We start from the raw sequence: 21,016 nt of genomic DNA on the forward strand, positions 1-21,016 counted from the left end.
TCATGGAGGAAATGCGTGGAGTCGTTTGCGCAGGCGGACACGCCGGACCACGGCGGATCCACCCCTTCCGGACCTATCCCCTCCGGACCCAACACCACCGGACCTGCCTCCCACGAAGGCACCTCCGCCCGCGACTTCCGCCTCTTCTGGTGGGCCAACGCCGCCGACGCACTCGGCACCCAGGCCTCCGGTGTCGTACTCCCGCTGCTGCTCCTCTCGCTCGGCCACTCCGCGCAGACCGCCGGACTCGTCGCCGGGCTTTCGCTGGCCGCCGGAATCCTGCTCGGGCCGCTCGCCGCCGTCCCCGCCGACCGCGGCGCCCGCAAGACGATCATGTTCTGGTCCGCCACCGTCTCCGCGCTCGCCATGGGCTCCGTCGCCCTGGTGCTCGCCCTCGGACACCTCGAACTCCCGCACCTGCTCGGCGCCGTCCTCGTCGAGAGGTTCGCCACCGCCACCCACGACGCCGCCTCACGCGGCACGGTCGCCCTGGTCTGCCCGACCGACGACCAGCCCCGCGCCGTGGCCCGGCTCGCCGCCGCCGACCAGGGCGCGCTCATCCTCGGGCCCGCCCTCGGCGGCGCCGCCTACCAGCTCTCGCGTGCGCTGCCCTTCCTGGCCGACGCCCTCTCGTACGCCGTCGCCGCCTGCTGCGTACGCGGCATGCGGGCCGAGCTGAAGGCCCCGGCGGAGCCCACCGGAGGGGGCCTGCTCCGCGAGGCCGCAGCGGGACTGCGCCTGGTGCGGCAGCAGCCGCTGCTCCGCCTCGTGCTGGTGTGGATCGCCCTCGTCAACGGCGTTGCCGTCGCGCTCTATTACGCCGCCGTCTTCGCGCTGGAACGCTCCGGCTCCGGCGCCCTCCCGCTGGGCGGCGTCCTCGCCGTCTCCGGCGCCGCGGGTCTCGCCGGTTCGCTCGCCGCGCCCCGGGTCGCCGTCCGGGTCGGCGCCGCCCGGGTCCTCGTCGCCGTGACCTGGCTGCTCGTGCCGCTCACCGCGGCCCTCGCCACCGCCGCCGGACCTTGGACGTACGGCCTGCTGCTCGGCGCGGTCTGCCTGCTCGTGCCGCTGCCCGCGGTCGTCCTCCAGGCGCGCGCCCTCGTCGTGACGGAGCCCTCGCTGCAGGCGCGGGTCGGCGCGGTGCTCGCGACCGCGTCCGGCGGCACCGCGGCCCTCGCCCCTGTCCTCGCCGGACTGTTCGCGGACCGGGTGGGCACCGCGGCACCCGCACTGGGCTGCGCCGCCCTGCTGGCCCTGCTCGCCGTGCACACCACGCGGCGGTCCGCCCTCGCGGAGGCCGCCGCGTGAGCCGCTTCCAGGTCTACCGCGCCGCGCTGCCCGAGGTGTGCGCCGCCGATCCGCGCCGGATGGTCTTCACCGCCGACGCCGAAGGCCGCTGCGAGGTCTACACCTGGGACACCGCGGCCCGCAGCTCCCGCAGGGTCACCGACCGGCCCGGCGGCACCCTGCACGGCGCCATCGACCGCGACGCACGGGTCTGGTGGTTCGCCGAGGACGCCAGGGGCATCGGCCACTGGCGCCACCAGGCCTTCACGGGCGGCCCCGACCGGCCGGGGCTCACCGGCATCCCGGACGGCACCGCCCGCGGACTCGCCGTCATCGGCGGGCCCATCGCCACGGTCGGCATCGGGCTCGACGACAGCACCACGATCCGCATCGGCCCGCGCGGCGGCCCCGGCCGTGAGGTGACGCGCGTCGAAGGACCCGCCGCCCTCGCCGGACTCGCCCCCGGCGGCGACCTGCTGGCCCTCACGCGCACCGCGGACTCGCCCGCCGCCGTCACCGTGCTCACCCCCGCGGGCGCCGTGGCCGCGGTCCTGCCCGGGGACGGCCCGCACGGCAGACTGTGGGCCCTCGGCTTCGCACCCGCGGGACCGCGCTCCACGCTCCTCCTCGTCCGCGAGCGGGAGGAGCGCTACCTGCTCGCCACCTGGGCCCCCGCCACCGGCACCGTCACCCACGACTGGTGCGCCTTCGACACCCAGATCACCGCCCGCTGGTACCCGGACGGGCGCTCCGTCCTGATCCGCCAGGACCGCCGCGGCCGCTCCCTGCTGCACCGCGCCCACCTAGAAAGCCGCACCCTGGAACCCGTGCCCACGCCGCCCGGCACGCTCCTGGACGCGGCCCCGCGCCCCGGCGGCGACCTCCACACCCTCTGGACCGACACCACGCACCCGCCGACGATGACCTCGAGCACCGGCACCCCGCTGCCCCCGCTCGGCACCGTCGCGGGCCGCGTCCCCGGCACCGTGCAGGACGTCCGCACACCGGGCCCCGACGGCCCCGTGCACACCTTGCTGAGCCTCCCCGAGGACGGCCCGGGCCCGTACCCCGCCGTGTTCCTCGTGCACGGCGGCCCCGCCGACCACGACAGGGACGCCTACGACGGCACCGTGCACTCGCTCGTCGCCTCCGGATTCGCCGTCGCCCGGGTCAACTACCGCGGCTCCACCGGCTACGGACCCCGCTGGCAGCGTGCGTTCCGGGACGGCGTCGGCCACACCCAGGTCGCCGACCTCGCCGCCGTCCACGCCGACCTCGCCGCGCGCGGCCTGATCCGCCCGGACGCGACCGGACTGTGGGGCACCTCGTGGGGCGGCTACCTCGTCCTGCTCGCCCTCGGCACGCGGCCCGGCCTGTGGCGGGCGGGCGTCGCCGTGAAGCCCGTCGCCGACTACGCCGCCGCCCACGCCTCGGGCACCGTGGCCCTGCGCGCCCTGGACGAGCGGCTGTTCGGCGGCACCCCCGACCAGGTGCCCGCGCGGTACGCGCACAGCTCCCCGATCCGGTACGCCGCCCGCGTACGGGACCCACTCCTCGTCGTCGCCGCCACGCACGACACCAAGTGCCCCGCGGACCAGGTCCGTTCCTACCTCGGCGCGCTCGACGCGGCCGGTGCCCGGCACGAGTCCCTGTGGCTGGACTCCGGGCACGACGGCTACGACGGCGGCGACCACATGGCCGTACTGCGCCGCGCGGTGCTCTTCCTCGACAGGGAGCTCCGCCCACCCAGACGCCCCGCTCCGAAAGGTGCGGGGTCGATGCACCACACAGTTCAGCACTGAATCAGTGGATCACCGAATCACTGAACGACCGAGAGGAGAGAGCCCATGCAGAAGGACGTCATCCACAACGACCCGCTCGCGGAGGACGAGACGAACCGTAGGCCGAGTGTCGGCATCACGGTCACCGTCCCGTTCCGCAACGCCGAAGACGGCGAAGACACCGTCGAGGACTGATCCTCACCGGCCGGCTCCCGGGCACACCCCGGGGGCCGGCCGACCCACACCCCCGGAGGAGCGCCCGTGCGCGTACTGCTGGTCAACATGCCCTGGTCGCCCATCGACCTTCCGTCGCTCGCGCTGGGCATCCTCAAACGGAGCGTGGACGAGCGCGTTCCCGGCGCCACCGCCGAGGTGCTGCACGCCAACCTCGCCTTCACCGACTGGATCACCGAGCGCACCGAGTTCACCGGTGACGACTACGAGTACTACGCGCTCTCCTCGTACTTCATGGGCTGCGGCGACTGGGTCTTCTCCTCGGCCCTCTACGACGATCCGAACTGGCGGGACGAGGAGTTCACCGCCACGATGACCGGCAAGCTGAAGGCCGCGCGGATGAAGATGACGCGCGAACTCCACCGGATCGTCCCCGAGTTCGTCGAGATGATCGCCCGGCAGGTCGTGGCGAGCGAACCCGACGTCGTCGGCTTCACCTCCACCTTCCAGCAGAACACCGCCGCACTGGCCTGCGCCCGCCGCGTCAAGGAGCTCGCCCCGCACCTCGTGACCGTCATGGGCGGCGCCAACTGCGACGGCGAGCAGGGCGCCGCCGTGCACCGCAACTTCGCCTTCGTCGACCACGTCGTACGAGGCGAGGGCGAGGCCGCCTTCCCCGCGCTCCTCACCGCGCTCACGGAGAAGACGCCGCTCGACGACATCCCGGGGCTCTGCCACCGCGACGCCACGGGCAAGAGCGTCGCCAACCCCATGGCCACCAAGCCGCTGCCGCCCGCCGCGATCCTGCCGCCCGACTACAGCGGCTACTTCGAACGCCTCGCCGCGTCCGTGGCCCGCAACTGGGTGGAGCCCAAACTCGTCGTCGAAGGCGCACGCGGCTGCTGGTGGGGCGAGAAGCACCACTGCACCTTCTGCGGGCTCAACGGCTCGTTCATGGAGTTCCGTTCCAAGAGCCCGGACACCTTCTACGACGAAATCATGGACCTGGCCCGCCGCCACCGCGTCCTGGACATGTACGTCGTCGACAACATCCTCGACATGCGCTACCTGACGACCGTACTGCCGCGCATCATCGACAGCGGCTACGACCTGCGCCTGCACATCGAGATCAAGGCCAACATGAAGCGCAGCCAGCTGCGCACCCTCGCCGAAGCGGGACTGATCTACGTCCAGCCCGGCATCGAGAGCCTCAACAGCCGGGTCCTCGACCTGATGGACAAGGGCGTGAGCGGCTGCCAGAACGTCCGGATGCTGCGCGACGGCGCCGAGACCGGACTCTCCGTCGCCTGGAACTACCTCCACGGCTTCCCCGGCGAGAGCGTCGAGGACTACGACCCCGTCATCGCGCAGATCCCCGCCCTCGAACACCTCGACCCGCCGGTCGACCTCTCGGCCCGCATCGCCATCGAGCGCTTCAGCCCCTACTTCGAACGCCCCGAACTGGGCTTCACCGGCCTGCGGCCCGAAGGGCACTACCGCTTCACCTACGACCTGCCCGAAGAAGAGCTGTACGGCATGGCGTACGTCTTCGAGGCCCCGGCCCGCGGCATCGACGAGCCCACTGTGAAGACGCTCAACGCGGCCCTCGCCGACTGGCGCAAGCACCACACGGATGCCCGTCTCACTCACGACGACCACGGCGACCGCATCGTCCTCGTCAGCCGCCGACGCACCTTCTCCTGGCACGCCATGGAGCTGACCGACCCCTTCGAGCTGGCCGTCTTCCGCCTCCTCGACCAGCCGCACAGCGTCCAGGCCCTCCTGCGGAAGGCCGCCGCACGGGTTCCCGCCCCGGCCCGCGACGAGACCCACGTCCAGGAGCTCCTCGACTCCTGGACGGCCCTCGGCATCGTCTTCACTGATGCGGGCCAGTACGTCCACATCGCTCCTGCCGCGGTCAACGAGGACCTGCTCCGCCTCGACTTCATGCGGCACATCCACGCGGCGGACGCCGACCCCGCGTCCATGGCCCAGGACGGCACCGGCGTCCACGAACCGGCCTGACCCACCCGCACCGGCCCGACCTGGAGGAGCAAGATGACCGCCACCCTCGCCACGCCGACACTCCTGGCCTGGCGCGACTACGACCCCGCCGCGTGCGAGCTGCCCGGCATGTTCCTCGGCGAGGTGCCGCTGCCGGGGCCGCCCCGCGGCCAGGCCGAGCGCCTGTGGCAGCTCGGCGCGCGCCGGGTGCGGCTGCCCGCCCCCGTCGACCTCACCGCCACCGCGGACCCGTCCGCCGCCCTGCACGGACTCGGCCTCGTCCGGGACCTGACCGCGCGGGCCGTCATGGTGGAGTGGGAACTGCGCCTGGACCCGGCCGCGGAGGACACCTGGCGGCTGCTCAGCCACCTCCAGCCGCCCGCCGCACTGCTGGGCCCGGCAGGCGCCGAGGAGGCCCTGAACACCTGGCGGCGCGGCCACTACCTGTGCAAGTGCCTGTGGCGCAAAGGCCCCGGCTTCATCCAGATCCGCGACCGCCGCTGGGGCGAACTGCGCCGCTTCACCGCCGACGAACCCGAGTACGAGACGGTCATCGACCGCCTCGACCACGGCGCGCTCGCCGACAGCGTGCCGAAGGCCGTCCTGGAGGACTTCCGCGCCGAACAACTCGTCATGGACATCGGCCCGTACGCCTGGTGGCTCCCGTACCGCGTCAGCCGCTGGCTCCAGCAGTCGATCGCGATCTGAGGGGGAGCGGGGGAGGGAGTCGCGGACAGAAGCTGACCGCGTCGTCTGCGACTGTGGTGCTCGGCCGAGGGACGTGGCAGCGCAGCACGCCGCGTCCCGGGGCCGTGCCGAGCCGTGAGACCTCAGGAGCAGCCGCATGTCCGTGCACGTCACCACGACCCGACCGGCCCCCGGGCCCGCCCACCGGACGGCCGACGAGTGCCCGGCGGTGGCCCGGTGACCGTCCTCGACGCCCGGACCCTGGGCCGCGCCACGCTCGCCAGGCAACTGCTCCTCGACCGTGCCGACATGCCCGCGCTGGACGCGGTCGCGCACCTCTGCGGGCTGCAGGCGCAGGAACCGCAGGAGCCGTTCGTCGGACTCTGGTCCAGGCTGCGGGCCTTCGAGCCGGAAGCCCTCTCCGACCTGCTCGTCGAGCGCCGCGTGGTGCGTACGCATCTCATGCGCCGCACGGTCCACCTCGTCACCGCCGACGACGTCCTCGCCTGGCGCGCCCGGCACGACGCGATGCTCCGCCAGCGGGTCCTCGGCGTCTACCGCCGCGAGCTCGACGGAGTGGACCTCGACGAACTCGCCGCGGCGGGCCGGAAGACGATGGCCGACGGGGAGCCGCGCACCATGGCCGAACTCACGCGGGCGGTCGCGGAGCGCTGGCCGGGGGTGGCGCCGCGCGCGCTGGGGGAGATGCTGATCGCCGCCCTGGTGCCGATGGTCCAGCTGCCGCCGCGGGGCCTGTGGCGCACCAAGGGGGGTGTACGCAACCTCCCGCTCGCCACCTGGCTGGGCAGGGAGCCCGACACGGCTGACCCGGTCCTGGTGGGCCAAGCCCTGCTGCGCCGCTACCTGGCCGCGTTCGGCCCCGCCGCCACCGCCGACCTGCGCGCCTGGAGCGGCCTTGCCGGGCTCCCGGCAGCGGTCGCCGCCACCCGCGCGGAGCTGGTCTCCTTCCGCGACGAGCGCGGCCGCGAACTGCTCGACCTCCCCGACGCGCCGCGCCCGGACCCCGACACGCCCGCACCGGTGCGCTTCCTGCCCGCGTTCGACAACGCGATCCTCGGCTACCAGGAGCGCGGCCGGATCATCGACGACGCCCACCGCGGCCTGTCGGTCGCCGGGGAACGTGTCGTGCTGGTCGACGGGCGGGTCGCGGCGACCTGGACCGTGGAGAAGGACACCGTGGTGGCGACCCCGCTGCGGCGCTTCTCCCGTGCGGAGCGCGCCGATGTCGCGGAGGAGGGGCGGGCGATGGCGGCGTTCCTCTCGGGCGAGGCGGGCGAGACGGGCGAGCGCGTACGGGTCGAGGCCTTCTGACAGCTTGCGGCAGCGGTGGGGGCCTGGGGCCCTGGTACCGGACGAGGTTCTTCCGGGGAGCCGTGGTGATGATGTGACGCGTGACCGACACTTCCCGCCGCAGTCTCCTCGGCGCCCTCAGGGCCCTCACCGTTTCGGCCGCGATTCCCTCGGCCGCTGCCACCGCGTCCCCGGCCCGCGCCACTCCCGCCGCACCCGCCGCGTTGCCCGTACCGGCGTCCGCTTCCACGACCGGCCCGCGCTCCTCGATGACTTTCACCGGCACGCCGTACGACACGGCGGCCTTCGCCCGTTCCTCTCTCGGGGAGCTGAGCGCGACGGTGCTGCCGGGTGCGCCCGCGCGCACGGAAATCCGGCACGGGCAGCAGCGGGTCGCCGTGCTGACCAAGGGGGCCCGAACCGTCCTGCTGCCCGGGCCCGAGCGGACGTTCACGGAGAACAAGCAGTCCTTCACCGACGTGTTCGACCGGCTGGTCCCCGACCCGGCGCTCCTGCCCGCCCAGCGGCTGAAGCCCGGTTGGGGCACCTCGCCCGCAGGCGGCACCTGGAGCGTGTACGGGGGGACGGCCGGTGATGCCGACTTCGGTGTCCACGCCAAGGGCGCGGCGACCATGCTCCTCAAGGACACGGAGGCGGGCCGCTACGCCACCCTGGCCGACGACGGGATATCCGACGCCGACGTCTCCTGTGAGGCCGCCTTCGACAAGGTGCCCACGGGCAACGCCTGTTCCTTCGCCCTGCTCTTCGGGTACCGGGGCGGCGGCGCCCACTACCGGGCCAGGCTCTCCTTCACCACGAAGGGGGAGGTCGACCTGCGGGTCGAGAAGGTGATGAACGGCGAGACGACGCTGCTGGCCGAGGCGGGACCGCTCGCCACGGATGTGCGGGCGGGCGACGCGTGGCGGATCCGGGTGCGCCGCAAGGGTGCGAAGGCGCAGGTAACGGCGTGGCCCGCTGCCGGAGCGGAACCCACGCGGCCGACCGCGGAGATCGAGGACTCCGAGGCAGGGCTGCGCAGCGGGCGGGTGGGCGCCCGCGGCTTCGCCTCTCCGGGCTGCACGAATCTGCCCGTCACCCTGACCGTCGGCCGTTTCGAGGTGACCGCCGCGACCTGGGAGACGCCGCCCTCGGTCACCCATCGCGACTGGGTGCGGCTCCTGGACGCGCCGTTCGACGGCGAGTGGACACCGGCGGTCGAGGCTTCCGTGCGCGGCTGGGCAGGTTCGATGGCCCCGGACGTCCTCTCGTACGCGATGATGTTCCTGCCCGGTGCCCCGGGCGTGCGGGGCGCGGACCCGCGGGTGGCGGGCGCGGACGTCCTGGGCGAGGCCGGGTACGGAAAGCCCGACAGCCAGGGGCTGCGGCCCGTCGGCGCGGACTTCCACGACTACCTGGAACGGCCGTGGACCTTCCCTGACCAGACCCGGCGGCCGGAGGACGGCCAGCGCGGAAACCTGGACTGCTCTGGCTACGTGCGGATGGTCTACGGCTTCCACCTGGGCCTGGGCATGGTGGCGGTGAAGGACCCGGCGAAGAAGAGGCTGCCCCGCAAGTCCGGCGCGATGGTGGACTTCGCGCCCGGCGTCCGCGTCGCCCAGCGGGCGGGCAGTGGCGGTGCCACGCCCGATCTGGGGCAGTTGCAGCCGGGTGACCTGGTCCTGTTCGACGTCAACGACGTGGCGGGGGACCCCGAGGATCCGGACGCGTACGACGTCGATCACGTGGGCATCTACCTCGGCCCCGACCGGGCGGGCAAGCGGCGTTTCCTCTCCAGCCGCAAGAGCGCCGACGGCCCGACCATGGCCGACCTCTCGGGTGCGTCCACCCTGGACGGGCCGGGAACCTACGCGGACTCCCTGCACACCGTCCACCGCGTCTGAAGGAGGCAACAGGCATGGCTGAGCAGGGGAACGTCTACGCCGACATGGTCGGGGATCTGTTCCACCCGGGACACGTCGCGCTGCTCAGAGCCGCGCGGGACTTCGGGGAGCGGCTGATCGTCGGGGTGCTCTCGGACGAGGTCGTGGCCACGTACAAGCGCAGGCCCATCATGACGCTTGCGGAGCGGGTCGCGGTGATCGAGGCGTGCCGGTACGTCGACGAGGTGCTCCCGAACGCGCCCTCATCCGGCGGTGTCGCGCGGGGGATCCTTCACCAGGGAGCGCGGCGACCTCATAAGCGCGCAACGCGGTCACTCTCCGGTCTTCGGCGACCTCCGCGCACCGCCATCACGCCTTTCGCGGCCGCGCGTCACGGGCGGGTGCGGCGGTCGGTCCCCGACCTCCCGTGCCTCGTCAGCAATTGACGCACGAGATCCTTAACTGCCCACGGACCAGGGTGTAATAACGCCAAAAGGGGCGTAGGAACCTTGCCGCTCCGCGGTCGGCCCAGGGCTACGGCGCCTGCGGCACCCCCATCGACGCGTCCACCCAGGACCTGGTCGCCGTGTCGGCCGCCTGGTGGACCAGCGCCAACCCGAACAACGACCCGCTGTGCCAGGGCATTTCGGTGCAGGTGACGTACCAGGGCAGGACGATCACCGTGCCGGTGCGGGACAAGTGCCCGTCCTGCGCCTCGACGCACATCGACCTCAGCCGGACCGCGTTCCAGCGCCTCGCGCCCCTCGACGTCGGCGTGATCAACGGGATCACGTGGAAGTTCGTGCGGTAGCGCCACCGCGCGGCGGGCCGGGACGTCGGCGTCCCGTCTCAGACGAGCTGGTACGCGCGCGGCTTGGCGAGCAGCAGGTGGCAGTCCTTGAGGGAGCCCGAACTGTCGCCCAGGGAGCGGTAGATGCCCCACTTGGGCCGCACCCGGTCGGCGAGGAGGGTGTCGACACCGGTCTTGGTCTTGTCGATCACCGTGCTGCCGCCGCTCTTGAGGATCCAGCGCACGGAACCCGAAGAGCCGTCGCCGATCTTGATCTGGAAGTCCACGTCGGTCCACTTGTTGTGCAGCGGCGGCAGCGCGGTGCGGCCGACGAGCGTGTCCGACTCGAAGACCTTCAGCTCGATGGTCTGTGCCCCGTCCACCCGCCGCAGCGACTGCACGACGATCGGCGAGGTGTCGTTGCCGGGCTGCTTCATCTGCATGATGTGCGTGAACGTGGTGGTCGCCCGCAGTGAGTCCGGGATGTACATGGAGTACGTCAGCCGCCAGGTCTGGCCGGGCAGCCAGCGCAGGAACGTGTCGCCGTCACGGCATCCGGTGACCTCCTGCCGCTGCCGGTCGGTCGAGCTGTCCCGGTCCACCGTGTGCATGGTGAAGCGCCAGTTGTCGCCGTCGGTGCGGATGTGCGGCTTGGCCGCCGGGTGCGACCCGGCGCGGTCGTCCTCGACGGTCTCCCAGGCCCGCATGCCGTCGTCGCGCGCGGTCGGCGACCACCGCAACTGCCACTCGGCGGCGGCCGCGCCCTGCGATGCGGTGTGGGCCGCCGCGGCTCCTGGCAGCGCGGCCCCTGCGACTCCGCCCAGCGCGGCACCCAATACGGACCGTCTCGATGCACCCATGTCCCGCTGCCTCCTCATAGCTGCACATGCAGAACCTGTGGTTCATGTAGAAATTCATGTACATGAACCTTGTTCGCGAGTGTGCAATAGATTCCCGTCTTGACGGGGCACAGTCAATGGGGCGGCGTACGGTCTCCGCTGTCACATCCGAGGGGGCGCCGGTGTCTTCATGCCGAACAGCCCGACAGGCACACGTACAAGGAGTACCCCGTGACGCTACGTCTCCCGAAGGCCGAGCTCCCCGCCGAGCTCGCAGCGAACATGATCCAGCAGTTCGGCGCCGTGCCCGAGAACGTCGAGGTGGTCTGGCACAGCCCCCAAGTCGCGCAGGACAGCCTGGAGTTCGGCGGCAAGGTGGGTGCGTGGGCCGCGGCCGACGCGAGTCTCAAGTCGTTCGCGCACATGGCCGTCGCGGCACAGGTCGGCTGCAGCTGGTGCCTCGACGTCGGCTACTTCCTCGCCCAGAACGAGAACCTCGACCTGGCCAAGGCGAGCCAGGTGCCGCTCTGGCGGACCTCGGAGGTGTTCACGCCGCTAGAGCGGGACGTGATGGAGTATGCAGAGGCCATGACCGACACACCCATGACCGTCACCGACGAACAGTACGCAAGCCTCCTGGACCGGCTCGGTCCCGCGGCGATGGTCGAGCTCACCACGGTGATCGCCTACGTCAACCTGGCGACCCGGGCCAACGTGGCCAACGGCGTCTCCTCCCAGGGCTTCTCCGACGCCTGCGAGGTACCGCTCGCCAGGCGTCCCGAGGCCTCCGGCGTGGCGTCGACGGCATGACCGAGGACCCGTACGTCATCCACCGCAGCCTCCTGTTCACCGTCGCCTACGAGATGCTCGGGTCGGCGGCCGACGCGGAGGACGTGCTGCAGGAGTCCTGGCTTCGATGGGCCGACGTCGACCGTTCGCAGGTGCGTGATCCGCGGGCGTATCTGGTGCGGATCGTCACGCGGCAGGCGCTCAACCGGCTGCGGACGGTGGCGCGCAGCCGTGTCGACTACGTCGGCGAGTGGCTGCCGGAACCACTGCTGACCAGCCCCGACGTGGCCGAGGACGTCGAACTGGCGGAGAGCGTCTCGATCGCGCTGCTGACGGTGCTCGAAACGCTCGGGCCGACCGAGCGGGCCGTGTTCGTGCTCCGCGAGGTGTTCGATATGCCGTACGGCGAGATCGCCGAGGCCGTCGGCAAGTCCGCGGTCGCGGTGCGCCAGATCGCACGGCGCGCACGTGAGCATGTGGCGGCGCGGCAGCCCCGGATGCGGGTGAGCCGCTCGGAGCAGCAGTCCGTGGTCGAGCAGTTTCTGGCCGCGCTGCGCACCGGGCAGGTGCAGGACCTGATGGAGGTTCTGGCGCCGGACGTGGTCCTGATCGCCGACGGCGGCGGAGTGGCGTCCGCCGCCCTGGCCCCCGTCCACGGGGCGGAAACCGTGGCGGCACTGCTCGCCCGCCAGGACCGGACGGTGTCGACCGTGTGGCTCAACGGCGCGCCCGCGGGCCGGGTCGAGGCCGACGGCCAACTGGCGGCGGTGAGCGTTGTGGTGGAGGACGGACGGGTCACCCGGATCCACGCGGTGGCGAACCCGCAGAAGCTGACGCGCCTGGACGAGCTCGCGGAGCTCGCCAGGTAGAGGGCGCCGGCCAGGGGGTTCCGGGCGGTGAGAGCCGCCCGGAACCCCCTGCCCTGGAGGCGTTCAGCCCTTCGTGCACGCGAAGACGAGCTTCGTGTACGGACCTTCCGCACCGGGCTCGACCCGACTGCCGATCCTCTCGAACCCGCACTTCTCGGCGACCCTGACCGACGCCGTGTTGTCCTCCGCGGCTTCGAGCAGCACTTGCGTCAGCCCGAGTCCGTCCAGAGCCCATCCCGCGAGCAGTCGCACGGCCCTCGGGGCGATGCCGCGGCCGCGCTGCGCGGGAAACACGCTGTACGCGACGGTTGCCACGGCATCATCCCTGAACTGCAGATTGATGATCCCGACGGGCTGGTCCGTCGCGGCGTCCACGATCACCAGAGGCGCCGACCGCCCGGTTCGCCAGGCTTCCTCGACCCGGGACATGTTCGTGGCGCGGTCGGCTGTGTCCATGGGCGGGTCGTCGAGCCAGCGGAGGGTTTCGGGGTCGTGGCTCGCTGCCTCGATGGCGGGCAGGTCCGAAGCGCGTCGGGACCGCACGGCCACCACGCCGTCCACGAGCGGCTGAGTCAGTGGTTCTATCGGCCTCGAGCGTCCCATGCGGTCATCCTATTGATCTCGTTGTCCTCCGGTCCCCGGCCCGCAGAACTCGGCTTCGAGCACCGCGTTGCTGTTGCCGCTCCAGTCGCCGTTGAAGTTGAAGGCGAGCGAGTGGCGGCCGTCCTTGGTCGTCACTGCCTCGGAGGTGGAACCGAGGATGCCGCCGTGGTGGCCCCAGACCTCCTGGCCGCAGCTGAGGGTGCGTTGGGCGAGGCCGAGACCGTAGCGGGCCCCGGGAAACCCCTCGCCCATGGGGACGGTCGTCATCATCTCGGCCAGCTGCCGCTTCCGCAGCAACTTGCCGCCGAGGAGGGCGGCGTGGAAGCGGTTCAGATCGGCCGAATCGGAGATCATGCCGCCGCTCGTCCAGGCGGCGGACGGGTTGAACTCCGTGACGTCGTACGTCGGGCCCGTGCTGTCGTCGGCAAGCTTGGAGTACGCGCGGCTGCTGGGCCGCGGCATGTCCGGGCCGGTGCCTGGGTCCGTGGTGCCGCGCAGTCCCAGTGGCTCGATGATGCGCTTGCGGACCTCGTGCGCGTACGACTGCCCGGTGACCTTCTGCACGATCATTCCGGCGACGATGTAGTTCGTGTCGGAGTAGTGCCACGATCTGCCCGGCGTGGAGCTGGTCGGCTCGTGCCGCATGGCGACCGCCACCAGCTGCTCGGGGCGCCAGGTGTCGTAGCGGTGCTCGAAGAAGCCGTCCCGCAGCCTGAAGGAGGCTGCGAAGTCGTCGTCCGCGTAGTAGTCGTAGATGCCGCTGGTGTGGTTGAGGACTTGGCGGACCGTGATCTGCCTGCCGTCGTGACCGTTGCCGCGCACGAGGCCGGGCAGCCAGTGGTCGACCGTGTCGTCCAGGTCGATCTTCCCCTCTCCCGCGAGCTGCAGGAGAACCGTCGCCACGAAGGTCTTGGTGATGCTGCCGATGCGGTAGTGGTCGCGGGAGTCGCGCGGTCTGCCGGTCGTGAGGTCGCCGACGCCCGAAGTGCCGTGCCAGGTGCCGTACTTGTCTTTCGCCTGACCCGTCACTCCGGGGACGCCGTCCTTGACTGCGGCGTCCATGGCCCGCTGGGTCGCGGAGTGGCGGTCGTGGGTGGAGGCCGTGGCGGGGGCTACGAGTGCCCCTGCTGTCACCGCGGTCACTGCCGCCAATGCGGTCACACCCGCCAGAGCAGTCCGTCCTGACATGTCCAGCCCCTTTGATCGATGGGTTCGTCGAGGCTGAGGGACCGGATGGCTTGTTATGAAGGTTGCCTGCGCTTAAGCGAGTTGAGCGAGTTTCAGCCGTTCTCCAGCGCACGCCAGCACACGCCAGCGCACAACAGAGCACTCCGGTGCTCTCGGGGAGCGCCATTACCAGCTCCGGGCCGTGCCCGTCGGTCGTGTCCGGCAGGTCGATCCCCGTGAGAGTGAATCGAACGCGGACGTGTCAGACGTCTGGGCCGCAGGCACTTGCGCTGCCCGCTCGACATCGAACTTTCGCTCGATCCGTCGCCCGTGGCTGCCCGTATCGGCCCTTTGATCAGCAGCGTTGTCCCGGTGTCGTGTTCGTTCACCACTACCGAGGAGACCTTGTGAATCCCGTCCGCGTGCTTATCGCCCTTCGTCCTGTGTTCGAGAATCCTCCCGCGCAGGCTGTCGCGGCGACCGCGTTCCGGCGACCGGTCGATGTACGTCGCGTCCTGTTCGCCTCCGCATCACGACCGTCATCGGGGTGGGGGGCATGACGACGCCGCACGACAACAAGAAGACGGCGAAGGAAGCGCCATCCGCTTCCGTCCCCGCTCCCCGTACCGCAGTTCCGGAGCCTTCCGAGCCGCCGGAGCTCGACTACAACGGCCGCAAGCACCGGCGCGCCATGGACGATGCCACCCTGCGCGACATGGCCCGCCGCATTCCCGCCGCACTGCTCCAGACGGCCCGGCTGGCCTGGACGGTCGACCGCCGTATGGCCATCACGGTCGTGGTGTGCCAGCTGCTCTCCGGCCTCGGCACGGCCGTGATGCTCGGCGCCGTCGCCCGCGCCCTGCCACAGTTGACGGCCGCAGACCCCCGCGAGGGCCTCACCCGCGCGTGGCCCGCGCTGGCCGTCGCCGTGGTGGCGATGGCGACCGGCGCCGCGATGTGGATCCTCGCGGACTGGGCGACCCGGCGGCTGAACCCGAAGATCGCCTCGGCCGCGGACCTCACCCTGGTCGACCTGCACATGCGGGCCGAGCTCGCCGCGTACGACGCGGCGGGCTTCGGGGACCGGAGCAAGGCGGCGGAGATCGGCGCCATGCGCGCCGTCGACCTCGCCGACGACGCCAAGACCCTGACCAACGGCCTCGTCCAGCTGGTGTCCGCGGCGACCGTGCTCACGTCCCTGCACCCGCTGCTGCTGGGTGTGCTGCTGCTGTCCGTCGTACCCCGTGGTCTGGGCGGAGTCATCGCGGCGCGGGTCGACTACCGCGTCCACGACCGGACGGTCTCCGCCCGCAACGTCCGCGGGATGATGCGCTGGTGGCTGACCACGGCCGAGCTCGCCGACGAACTGCGGGCCAACACGATGGGCGGCTACCTGCACTTCTGGTACCGGGCGATGTGCGACCGCGTGGAGGGACGTGAGCTGGAGGGGGCCCGTCCCTATCTGCTGATCACGTTGCTCGCCGCTTCCCTCGGCGGCCTGTTCACCCTCGGTATGTGGGCCTCCCTGGCCGCGCTGGTGCTCGCGGGCACCATGTCGACGGCCATCGCGGGCACGGCCGTCGTCGCCTCCCAGACCGCCGGGCGAGCCCTGAACTCGATCATCAGATACAGCACGGTGATGTTCCACCACGGCCTCTACCTCTCCGACTACTACGAGTTCGTCGACGAGGTCCGCGCCATGACCACGGCCCGCGGCACCGTGCAGGCCGGGTCCCCGCAGCGGATCCGTCTCCAGGACGCCTCGTACACGTACCCGAGCAAGGACACCTCGGCCGTGCGCCCGATCACCCTCACGCTCAACCGCGGTGAGGTCGTCGCGCTGGTCGGGGAGAACGGTGCCGGCAAGTCGACACTGATCCGGATGCTGACGGGGCTGACCGTGCCCACGGGCGGCAAGGTGCTGTGGGACGACACCGATCTGACCACCGCGGACGCGGAGTCGGTCTGGCGGCACGTGGGCCTGGTCCCGCAGAAGAACGGCCACTGGCCCCTGGCGGCCCGGGAGAACATCACGCTGGGACAGCCCCGCGAGTACGGTGACGAGCGGATCTGGGACGCGGTGGAACGCGTCGGCATGACCAAGGCGCTGCGCGAACTGCCCGGCCAACTGGACACGCTCCTCGCCCGGTCGGTGTGGGGCGGCCACGAGCTGTCCGGTGGGCAGTGGCAGCGTCTGGCCTGCGCCAGGGCCATGTACCGGGAACCTGGCGTGCTCGTCCTGGACGAGCCGACCAGCGAGATGGACGCCCGCGGCGAGCACACGATCTTCCAGGAACTGCGCGCCATGGCCCCCGACCGGATCACCGTGGTCGTGACACACCGGCTGGACAACGTACGGATGGCGGACCGCGTCGTCGTCCTCGACCAGGGAGCCGTCCGGGAACAGGGCACCTTCGACGAACTCGTCGCGACCGAGGGGAGTCTGCTGGGCGAGTTGTACGCCCTGGCTCAGGACCGCTGAGCCCGAGCGCCGGGAAGAGGAATCTCCCGGCGGGGCCGCGCCGAACGGGCGCGGCCCCGTCAGGTGCAGGGGCGACTGGCGCGCCGCGTCAGGCGTCGAGACGTTCCGTGTACGCCTCGGTCGGCGGGGCTGGCACGGTACTGGTCATGCCCACCGACCAGTACCCGCCGGTCCCGGGGACGGCGGTCACGTCGTTGAGGTAGGGGCCCGTCGCCGTGCCCGCCGGGCCACGGACGACGGTCCAGCCGCTGCCCTCCCGCCGCAGATACGTACTGCGGCTCTGGTCCTGATAGTTCCAGCCGGATATCCAGGCGGCGCGGCCCTGCGCGTCACCCGCGATTCCCGACAACGACCCGACGGCGAAGCCCGGTTGGACCCGGTTCCACGCCGTGCCGTCCCAGTGGGCCAGGACGGGGTTGCCGGGGCGTCCCGGTGGTCCGCCGACGCCCGCTTCGGTGCCGACGGCCCATACGTCGTCCGCGGCGGCCGCGTACACATCGCTGATGCTCAGTCGGGCGCCCGTGATCGGGGGCAGGACGGTCCACGTACCGTTCCAGCGGGCCACGAGCCCGGACCAGCCGCCTCCGGATGCCTGGTCGCCGCTGACCCAGACCTCGTCCGGGGTGCGGAGCACGACACGGTAGAGGCTGGCGCTCGCGACCGGCAGCGGCTCCAGCCACGTCCAGCGCTTTCCGTCTCCCAGCAGCAGACGGGCCGCGCCGCCACGGGCGCCGCAGATCCACACCCGGCGGTCGGAACCGACCGCCACCGATTCGAGCCGGACACCGGATTCGCCGCGGCCCGGGAAGGAGGCCTCGCGCCAGATGGATCCGTCCCAGCGCAGCAGCGGACTTGCGTCCCCGGTGGGCAGGCCGACGCTCCACGCGGCGGTGGCGCCGACAGTGGCGACGTCGCTCAGCCGTCCGGTGTAGTCGAGATGCGACAGGTCGGTCTTCGACCAGGCGCTGCCGTTCCAGAGCATGGCCAGCGCCCGCCCCCGCGAGGGACCGGCGAGACCTTCCTCGCCGACGGCCCACGCCAGCGCGGTTCCGGCGGCGGAAACGCGGCGCAGTTGCGCGGCGGGGGTACTGCCCGGCGCAGGCACGGCCCGCCAGTCCTGTACGTTCCGGTCCTGCACGTTTCGGTCCTGTACGTTCCGCGGGCCCTGCGACCGGGGCGCCTCCGCGTCGGCCCGGACCGGGTTCGTACCGAGAGTGATCCCCGAGAGCGCGCCGATCGTCCCCGCCACAAATCGTCTTCGTCTCACCGCTTGCTCCTTCCACTCGGCTAGGAGCAACCACCGTGAACCAGCGGTGCATTGGGGGACTAGCCACCCGGGTGACAAATGGCTACGGCCTCGGCGCCCGGTGCTCGCGGCGCGGATACCAGGTGACCACCAGCGCGCCGAGTGCCACCACGAGGACGGCCAGCACCCGCATCGCGGTGTCCAGGGAGTTCGTGAAGTCGGTGACGACGGCGTGCCGCAGACCGGGGGAGGTCAACTGCTCGGCGACCAGGCGCTGTTCGGCGGCGGGGACGGTCGTCGGCGCGTCGGGACCCTGCAGCGGCGCCGGGAGACCCGCCGTGAACGCCTGGGTCACCACGCTGCCGCTGACCGCCACGCCCAGCGCGCTGCCCAGCTCCCGCGCGAGACTCTGCAACCCCGAGCCCACCCCGGCCCGGTGCGCGGGCAGCGCGGACATCATGCCGTGCGACAGCAGCGGCGTGGCGAGGCCGCACCCGGTCGCGGTGAGCGTCGCCCCGAGCGCGTACAGGGAGTACGGGGTGCTCGGGCCGACCAGCGAGACCGTGCCGAGACCGGCCGCCAGCACCGCGAGCCCTGCCCCCAGCGTCAGCCGCGGGCCGGTGCGCCGCTCCAGCGCCACCGCGCAGCGCGGCGCGAGCAACAGCGCTGCCGCCATCGGCAGTAGCCGCACCCCCGCCTCCAGTGGCGAGTAGCCCTTGGCGTACTGCAGATACTGCCCGTTGACGTAGAACAGGCCGAACATGCCGAGGAACACCAGCGCCAGGCCGACCGCCCCGGCCCGCACCACCGGCACGGTGAACAGCCGCGGGTCCAGCATCGGATGCTCACGCCGCAGCTCCCGGACGGCCCAGGCCAGCAGCAGAGCCACCGCCGCAACGAACCCGCCCAGCACCCGCGCGCTGCCCCAACCTGCCTCCGGGCCGGAGACGATGCCCGACAGCAGCGCGAGGAACCCGGCCGTCAGCAGACCCGCGGACACCATCGACAACGGCCGGTCGTGCCGCGGGGGCGCCGGGGCGAACGCCACCACCAGCACGAGCGCCACCAGTGCCAACGGCACCACGCACCAGAACAGCGCCCGCCACGAGCCGAGTTGCAGCGCCGCACCGCCACCGACATTGCCCAGCACGGCCGCAAGGCCCGTCATCGACGCCCACACCGCCACCAGCCGCGGCCGACGGTGTTCCGGCGCACCGTCCACCATCAGGGCCAGCGTCGTCGGCAGCACCGCGGCCGCGCCCACGCCGCTGACGACCCGGCCCGCGATCACCGTGCCGATGCCCGGCGCCACGGCGCACAGCGCGCATCCCGCGGTGAACAGGCCCATGCCCGCGGCCAGTACGCGCTTGCGGCCGAGCCGGTCGGCGAGCGCGCCGCCCGGGATGAGCAGGCAGGCGAAGAACACGACATAGCCGTCGACCACCCACATCACCGATTCGGCCGAAGGGTGCAGCGCGCTGCGCGACAGCGCGGGGACGGCGAGGTTCACGGCGGAGACCATTCCCACGACCAAGGTGACGCACAGGCACAGCACGGTGATGGTCAGTGGGCCGGGGCCGTGTGGGGCGCTGCTGGTGTCCGTGGGCTTGGGGGAGGGGGCCAAGGGGGAGAGGGCTGTGGGGGACGGGTTCATGGGGGAAGGGGGCGTGGGGGACGTGGGCGTGGGGGCCGGGGTCGTGGGGTGGTCGGGGTTCACCGTTCGCCTCCTGTCCGTCGCACGCCGCCGTCGTCCTGCGGCGACTGCGGCGCGGCGCGGACGAGTTCCGCGCGGAATGCCAGCCGGTCGCCGCGGATGCGCAGGAACTCCAGGTCCACCGGGCGCCCGTCGGGCATTCTGGTCAGCCGTTCGACGGTGAACAGTGCCGAGCCTGACGGGATGTCAAGGAGCTCGCACGTGTGCGGGTCACCGCCCACCGCGTGCACGGTGACGCTCGCGGAGCCCAGCGGGCCGCCGGTGGACTGCTCGATGAGCCCGAACAGGTCCTGTCCTGCCAGGTCGGCGGCGAGCAGCGGCTCCCCGATGTCCGCGGCCAGGTAGGTCAGGTCCAGGGACAGCGGTACGCCGTCCAGCAGCCGCAGCCGTTCGATGTAGACCACCCGCCCGCCGTCGGGGACGTGCAGCTTGCGCGCCACCTCGCCGGGCGGGCGCACCAGGTCCGCGACCCGCACCTGATTGATCACCTCGCCATGCGTACCGAGCGTTTCGGCGAGGCCGGTCAGCCGCTCCAAGGTGTGCTCGTAGGGCCGTCGCACGATCACCGTGCCCACGCCCTGGCGCCGCTCGACCACGCCCTCGTCGCGCAGCACGCCCAGCGCCTCGCGGACGGTGTTGCGCGACACCGCGAAGTCGGCGATCAGCGTCCGCTCATCCGGCAGCAGGCCCGAGGCGAATGCCCCGGAGGCGATCTGACGGCGCAGCACCTCGGCGACCTGCCGGGCCCGGTCCGCGCGGATCCGCCGTCGGCTCCGCGGCGCCGGACCGTGCGCACTGGGCCGACCCGGATCCACTCCGTCGGCCGGGGGCGCGGGCTCGGTGGGTGAGGCGTCGTTCATGGGACCTCCGCAGGACGTCGGGGCCGGGGACCGTGCCCGTACGCGCCTTTGCTCGGTGGGCGGCACGGGCTTTGCCCGTACGCCACCGGCTGCGTCCGACCATGGTGAAGCGTGTTCGGCCGTCGTCGAGCATGTCCCGCCGGGACGGCTCCTGTTGGGAGGGGGCCGTGCCCGTACGGCATCCGTCAAACCTAGGACGCCAACGTTTCCGGCAAGTTACGCCACCTGTGCTGACCTGCGGCTACGGTTGTGACGTGCGGTTTGGTGAGGGGCGTGGATCCGTTGCGCCACCCCGGCCGACGTGACAGTGCCGTGGGCAGGGGCCGGTCGACACTCCGGCCCGAACCTCGCCTTCCATTTCCGGCTGTCGAAACCCTTGTTCCGCCCTCCGGACTCGCTTAGGGTCGGTGCCTCCGGCCCGGCCGCCCCGCGCGGCCGGGCCTTCCCTGTGCGAACGCAAAGGAGCGTGCGGTGGTGCGGCAGGTGTGGCTGGACGGATCGTCGGGCGAGGACGAGGACGAGGGGCACGACATCGT

General features: G+C 72.0%; 17 protein-coding genes and 1 pseudogene. 12 read left to right on the plus strand and 6 right to left on the minus strand.

The genetic code is table 11. The features are described from left to right. The first annotated feature begins 15 nt into the window (after positions 1 to 15). The 9 genes and pseudogenes from ABZV77_RS33810 to ABZV77_RS33850 all read left to right on the plus strand — a co-directional run. On the plus strand, positions 16 to 1,305 hold the full coding sequence (locus ABZV77_RS33810) for an MFS transporter (RefSeq protein WP_356265382.1): 1,290 nt from the start codon (positions 16 to 18) through the stop codon (positions 1,303 to 1,305). Further along, positions 1,302 to 3,086 (plus strand): alpha/beta fold hydrolase, encoded by a 1,785-nt coding sequence (locus tag ABZV77_RS33815; protein WP_356265385.1) that lies wholly within the window; start codon positions 1,302 to 1,304, stop codon positions 3,084 to 3,086. Before ABZV77_RS33810 ends, ABZV77_RS33815 begins: the two co-directional genes overlap by 4 nt. 45 nt (positions 3,087 to 3,131) lie before the next feature. Then, complete coding sequence (locus tag ABZV77_RS33820; RefSeq protein ID WP_263399473.1) at positions 3,132 to 3,260, plus strand: hypothetical protein; 129 nt, start codon at positions 3,132 to 3,134, stop codon at positions 3,258 to 3,260. Positions 3,261 to 3,326: 66 nt separating this feature from the next. Further along, on the plus strand, positions 3,327 to 5,264 hold the full coding sequence (locus ABZV77_RS33825) for a RiPP maturation radical SAM C-methyltransferase (RefSeq protein WP_356265389.1): 1,938 nt from the start codon (positions 3,327 to 3,329) through the stop codon (positions 5,262 to 5,264). A gap of 33 nt (positions 5,265 to 5,297) precedes the next feature. Continuing rightward, positions 5,298 to 5,951, plus strand: coding sequence for a DUF5825 family protein (locus ABZV77_RS33830; RefSeq protein ID WP_356265392.1), 654 nt, complete (start codon positions 5,298 to 5,300; stop codon positions 5,949 to 5,951). A 216-nt stretch (positions 5,952 to 6,167) separates the two neighbouring features. Further along, positions 6,168 to 7,262 carry a winged helix DNA-binding domain-containing protein gene (locus tag ABZV77_RS33835; protein WP_356265395.1) on the plus strand — a complete coding sequence of 365 codons (1,095 nt, stop codon included), beginning with the start codon at positions 6,168 to 6,170 and terminating at the stop codon, positions 7,260 to 7,262. A gap of 80 nt (positions 7,263 to 7,342) precedes the next feature. Continuing rightward, positions 7,343 to 9,142 (plus strand): hypothetical protein, encoded by a 1,800-nt coding sequence (locus ABZV77_RS33840; RefSeq protein WP_356265397.1) that lies wholly within the window; start codon positions 7,343 to 7,345, stop codon positions 9,140 to 9,142. A gap of 14 nt (positions 9,143 to 9,156) precedes the next feature. After that, positions 9,157 to 9,567 (plus strand): adenylyltransferase/cytidyltransferase family protein, encoded by a 411-nt coding sequence (locus ABZV77_RS33845; protein ID WP_356265400.1) that lies wholly within the window; start codon positions 9,157 to 9,159, stop codon positions 9,565 to 9,567. A 95-nt stretch (positions 9,568 to 9,662) separates the two neighbouring features. Continuing rightward, positions 9,663 to 9,932 (plus strand): annotated as a pseudogene (locus ABZV77_RS33850) (cysteine/serine endopeptidase inhibitor); the annotation flags it as partial. Between the two features lie 38 nt (positions 9,933 to 9,970). On the opposite strand, the gene ABZV77_RS33855 reads toward ABZV77_RS33850, so the two are convergent. Next, entirely contained in the window at positions 9,971 to 10,771 is an 801-nt protein-coding gene (locus tag ABZV77_RS33855) for a heparin lyase I family protein (protein ID WP_356265403.1), read from the minus strand. A 210-nt stretch (positions 10,772 to 10,981) separates the two neighbouring features. Here ABZV77_RS33855 and ABZV77_RS33860 point away from each other — a divergent pair, with 210 nt between their 5' ends. Both ABZV77_RS33860 and ABZV77_RS33865 read left to right on the plus strand, forming a co-directional pair. Continuing rightward, positions 10,982 to 11,560: a carboxymuconolactone decarboxylase family protein gene (locus ABZV77_RS33860; RefSeq protein WP_356265405.1), complete on the plus strand. Its 579-nt coding sequence runs from the start codon at positions 10,982 to 10,984 to the stop codon at positions 11,558 to 11,560. Further along, on the plus strand, positions 11,557 to 12,408 hold the full coding sequence (locus ABZV77_RS33865; protein WP_356265408.1) for an RNA polymerase sigma-70 factor: 852 nt from the start codon (positions 11,557 to 11,559) through the stop codon (positions 12,406 to 12,408). Before ABZV77_RS33860 ends, ABZV77_RS33865 begins: the two co-directional genes overlap by 4 nt. 63 nt (positions 12,409 to 12,471) lie before the next feature. Here ABZV77_RS33865 and ABZV77_RS33870 read toward each other — a convergent pair whose 3' ends face one another. Both ABZV77_RS33870 and ABZV77_RS33875 read right to left on the minus strand, forming a co-directional pair. Next, positions 12,472 to 13,011: a GNAT family N-acetyltransferase gene (locus ABZV77_RS33870; RefSeq protein ID WP_356265411.1), complete on the minus strand. Its 540-nt coding sequence runs from the start codon at positions 13,009 to 13,011 to the stop codon at positions 12,472 to 12,474. Between the two features lie 9 nt (positions 13,012 to 13,020). Next, positions 13,021 to 14,199 carry a serine hydrolase domain-containing protein gene (locus tag ABZV77_RS33875; RefSeq protein ID WP_356265414.1) on the minus strand — a complete coding sequence of 393 codons (1,179 nt, stop codon included), beginning with the start codon at positions 14,197 to 14,199 and terminating at the stop codon, positions 13,021 to 13,023. Positions 14,200 to 14,734: 535 nt separating this feature from the next. On the opposite strand from ABZV77_RS33875, the gene ABZV77_RS33880 reads away from it, so the two are divergent. After that, complete coding sequence (locus ABZV77_RS33880) at positions 14,735 to 16,660, plus strand: ABC transporter ATP-binding protein (RefSeq protein WP_356265417.1); 1,926 nt, start codon at positions 14,735 to 14,737, stop codon at positions 16,658 to 16,660. An 88-nt stretch (positions 16,661 to 16,748) separates the two neighbouring features. Here the strand turns inward: ABZV77_RS33880 and ABZV77_RS33885 are convergent, their stop codons facing one another. The 3 genes from ABZV77_RS33885 to ABZV77_RS33895 all read right to left on the minus strand — a co-directional run bounded on the left by ABZV77_RS33885 (position 16,749) and on the right by ABZV77_RS33895 (position 20,480). Then, the gene (locus tag ABZV77_RS33885; RefSeq protein WP_356265420.1) at positions 16,749 to 17,927 is read right to left on the minus strand and encodes a hypothetical protein; all 1,179 of its coding nucleotides are present in this window, start codon (positions 17,925 to 17,927) and stop codon (positions 16,749 to 16,751) included. Between the two features lie 82 nt (positions 17,928 to 18,009). Next, the gene (locus ABZV77_RS33890; protein ID WP_356265423.1) at positions 18,010 to 19,560 is read right to left on the minus strand and encodes an MFS transporter; all 1,551 of its coding nucleotides are present in this window, start codon (positions 19,558 to 19,560) and stop codon (positions 18,010 to 18,012) included. A 59-nt stretch (positions 19,561 to 19,619) separates the two neighbouring features. Continuing rightward, complete coding sequence (locus ABZV77_RS33895; RefSeq protein WP_356265426.1) at positions 19,620 to 20,480, minus strand: GntR family transcriptional regulator; 861 nt, start codon at positions 20,478 to 20,480, stop codon at positions 19,620 to 19,622. Between the last annotated feature and the right edge of the window lie 536 nt (positions 20,481 to 21,016).

This window comes from Streptomyces sp. NPDC004732, assembly GCF_040609235.1.
Lineage (GTDB): Bacteria > Actinomycetota > Actinomycetes > Streptomycetales > Streptomycetaceae > Streptomyces.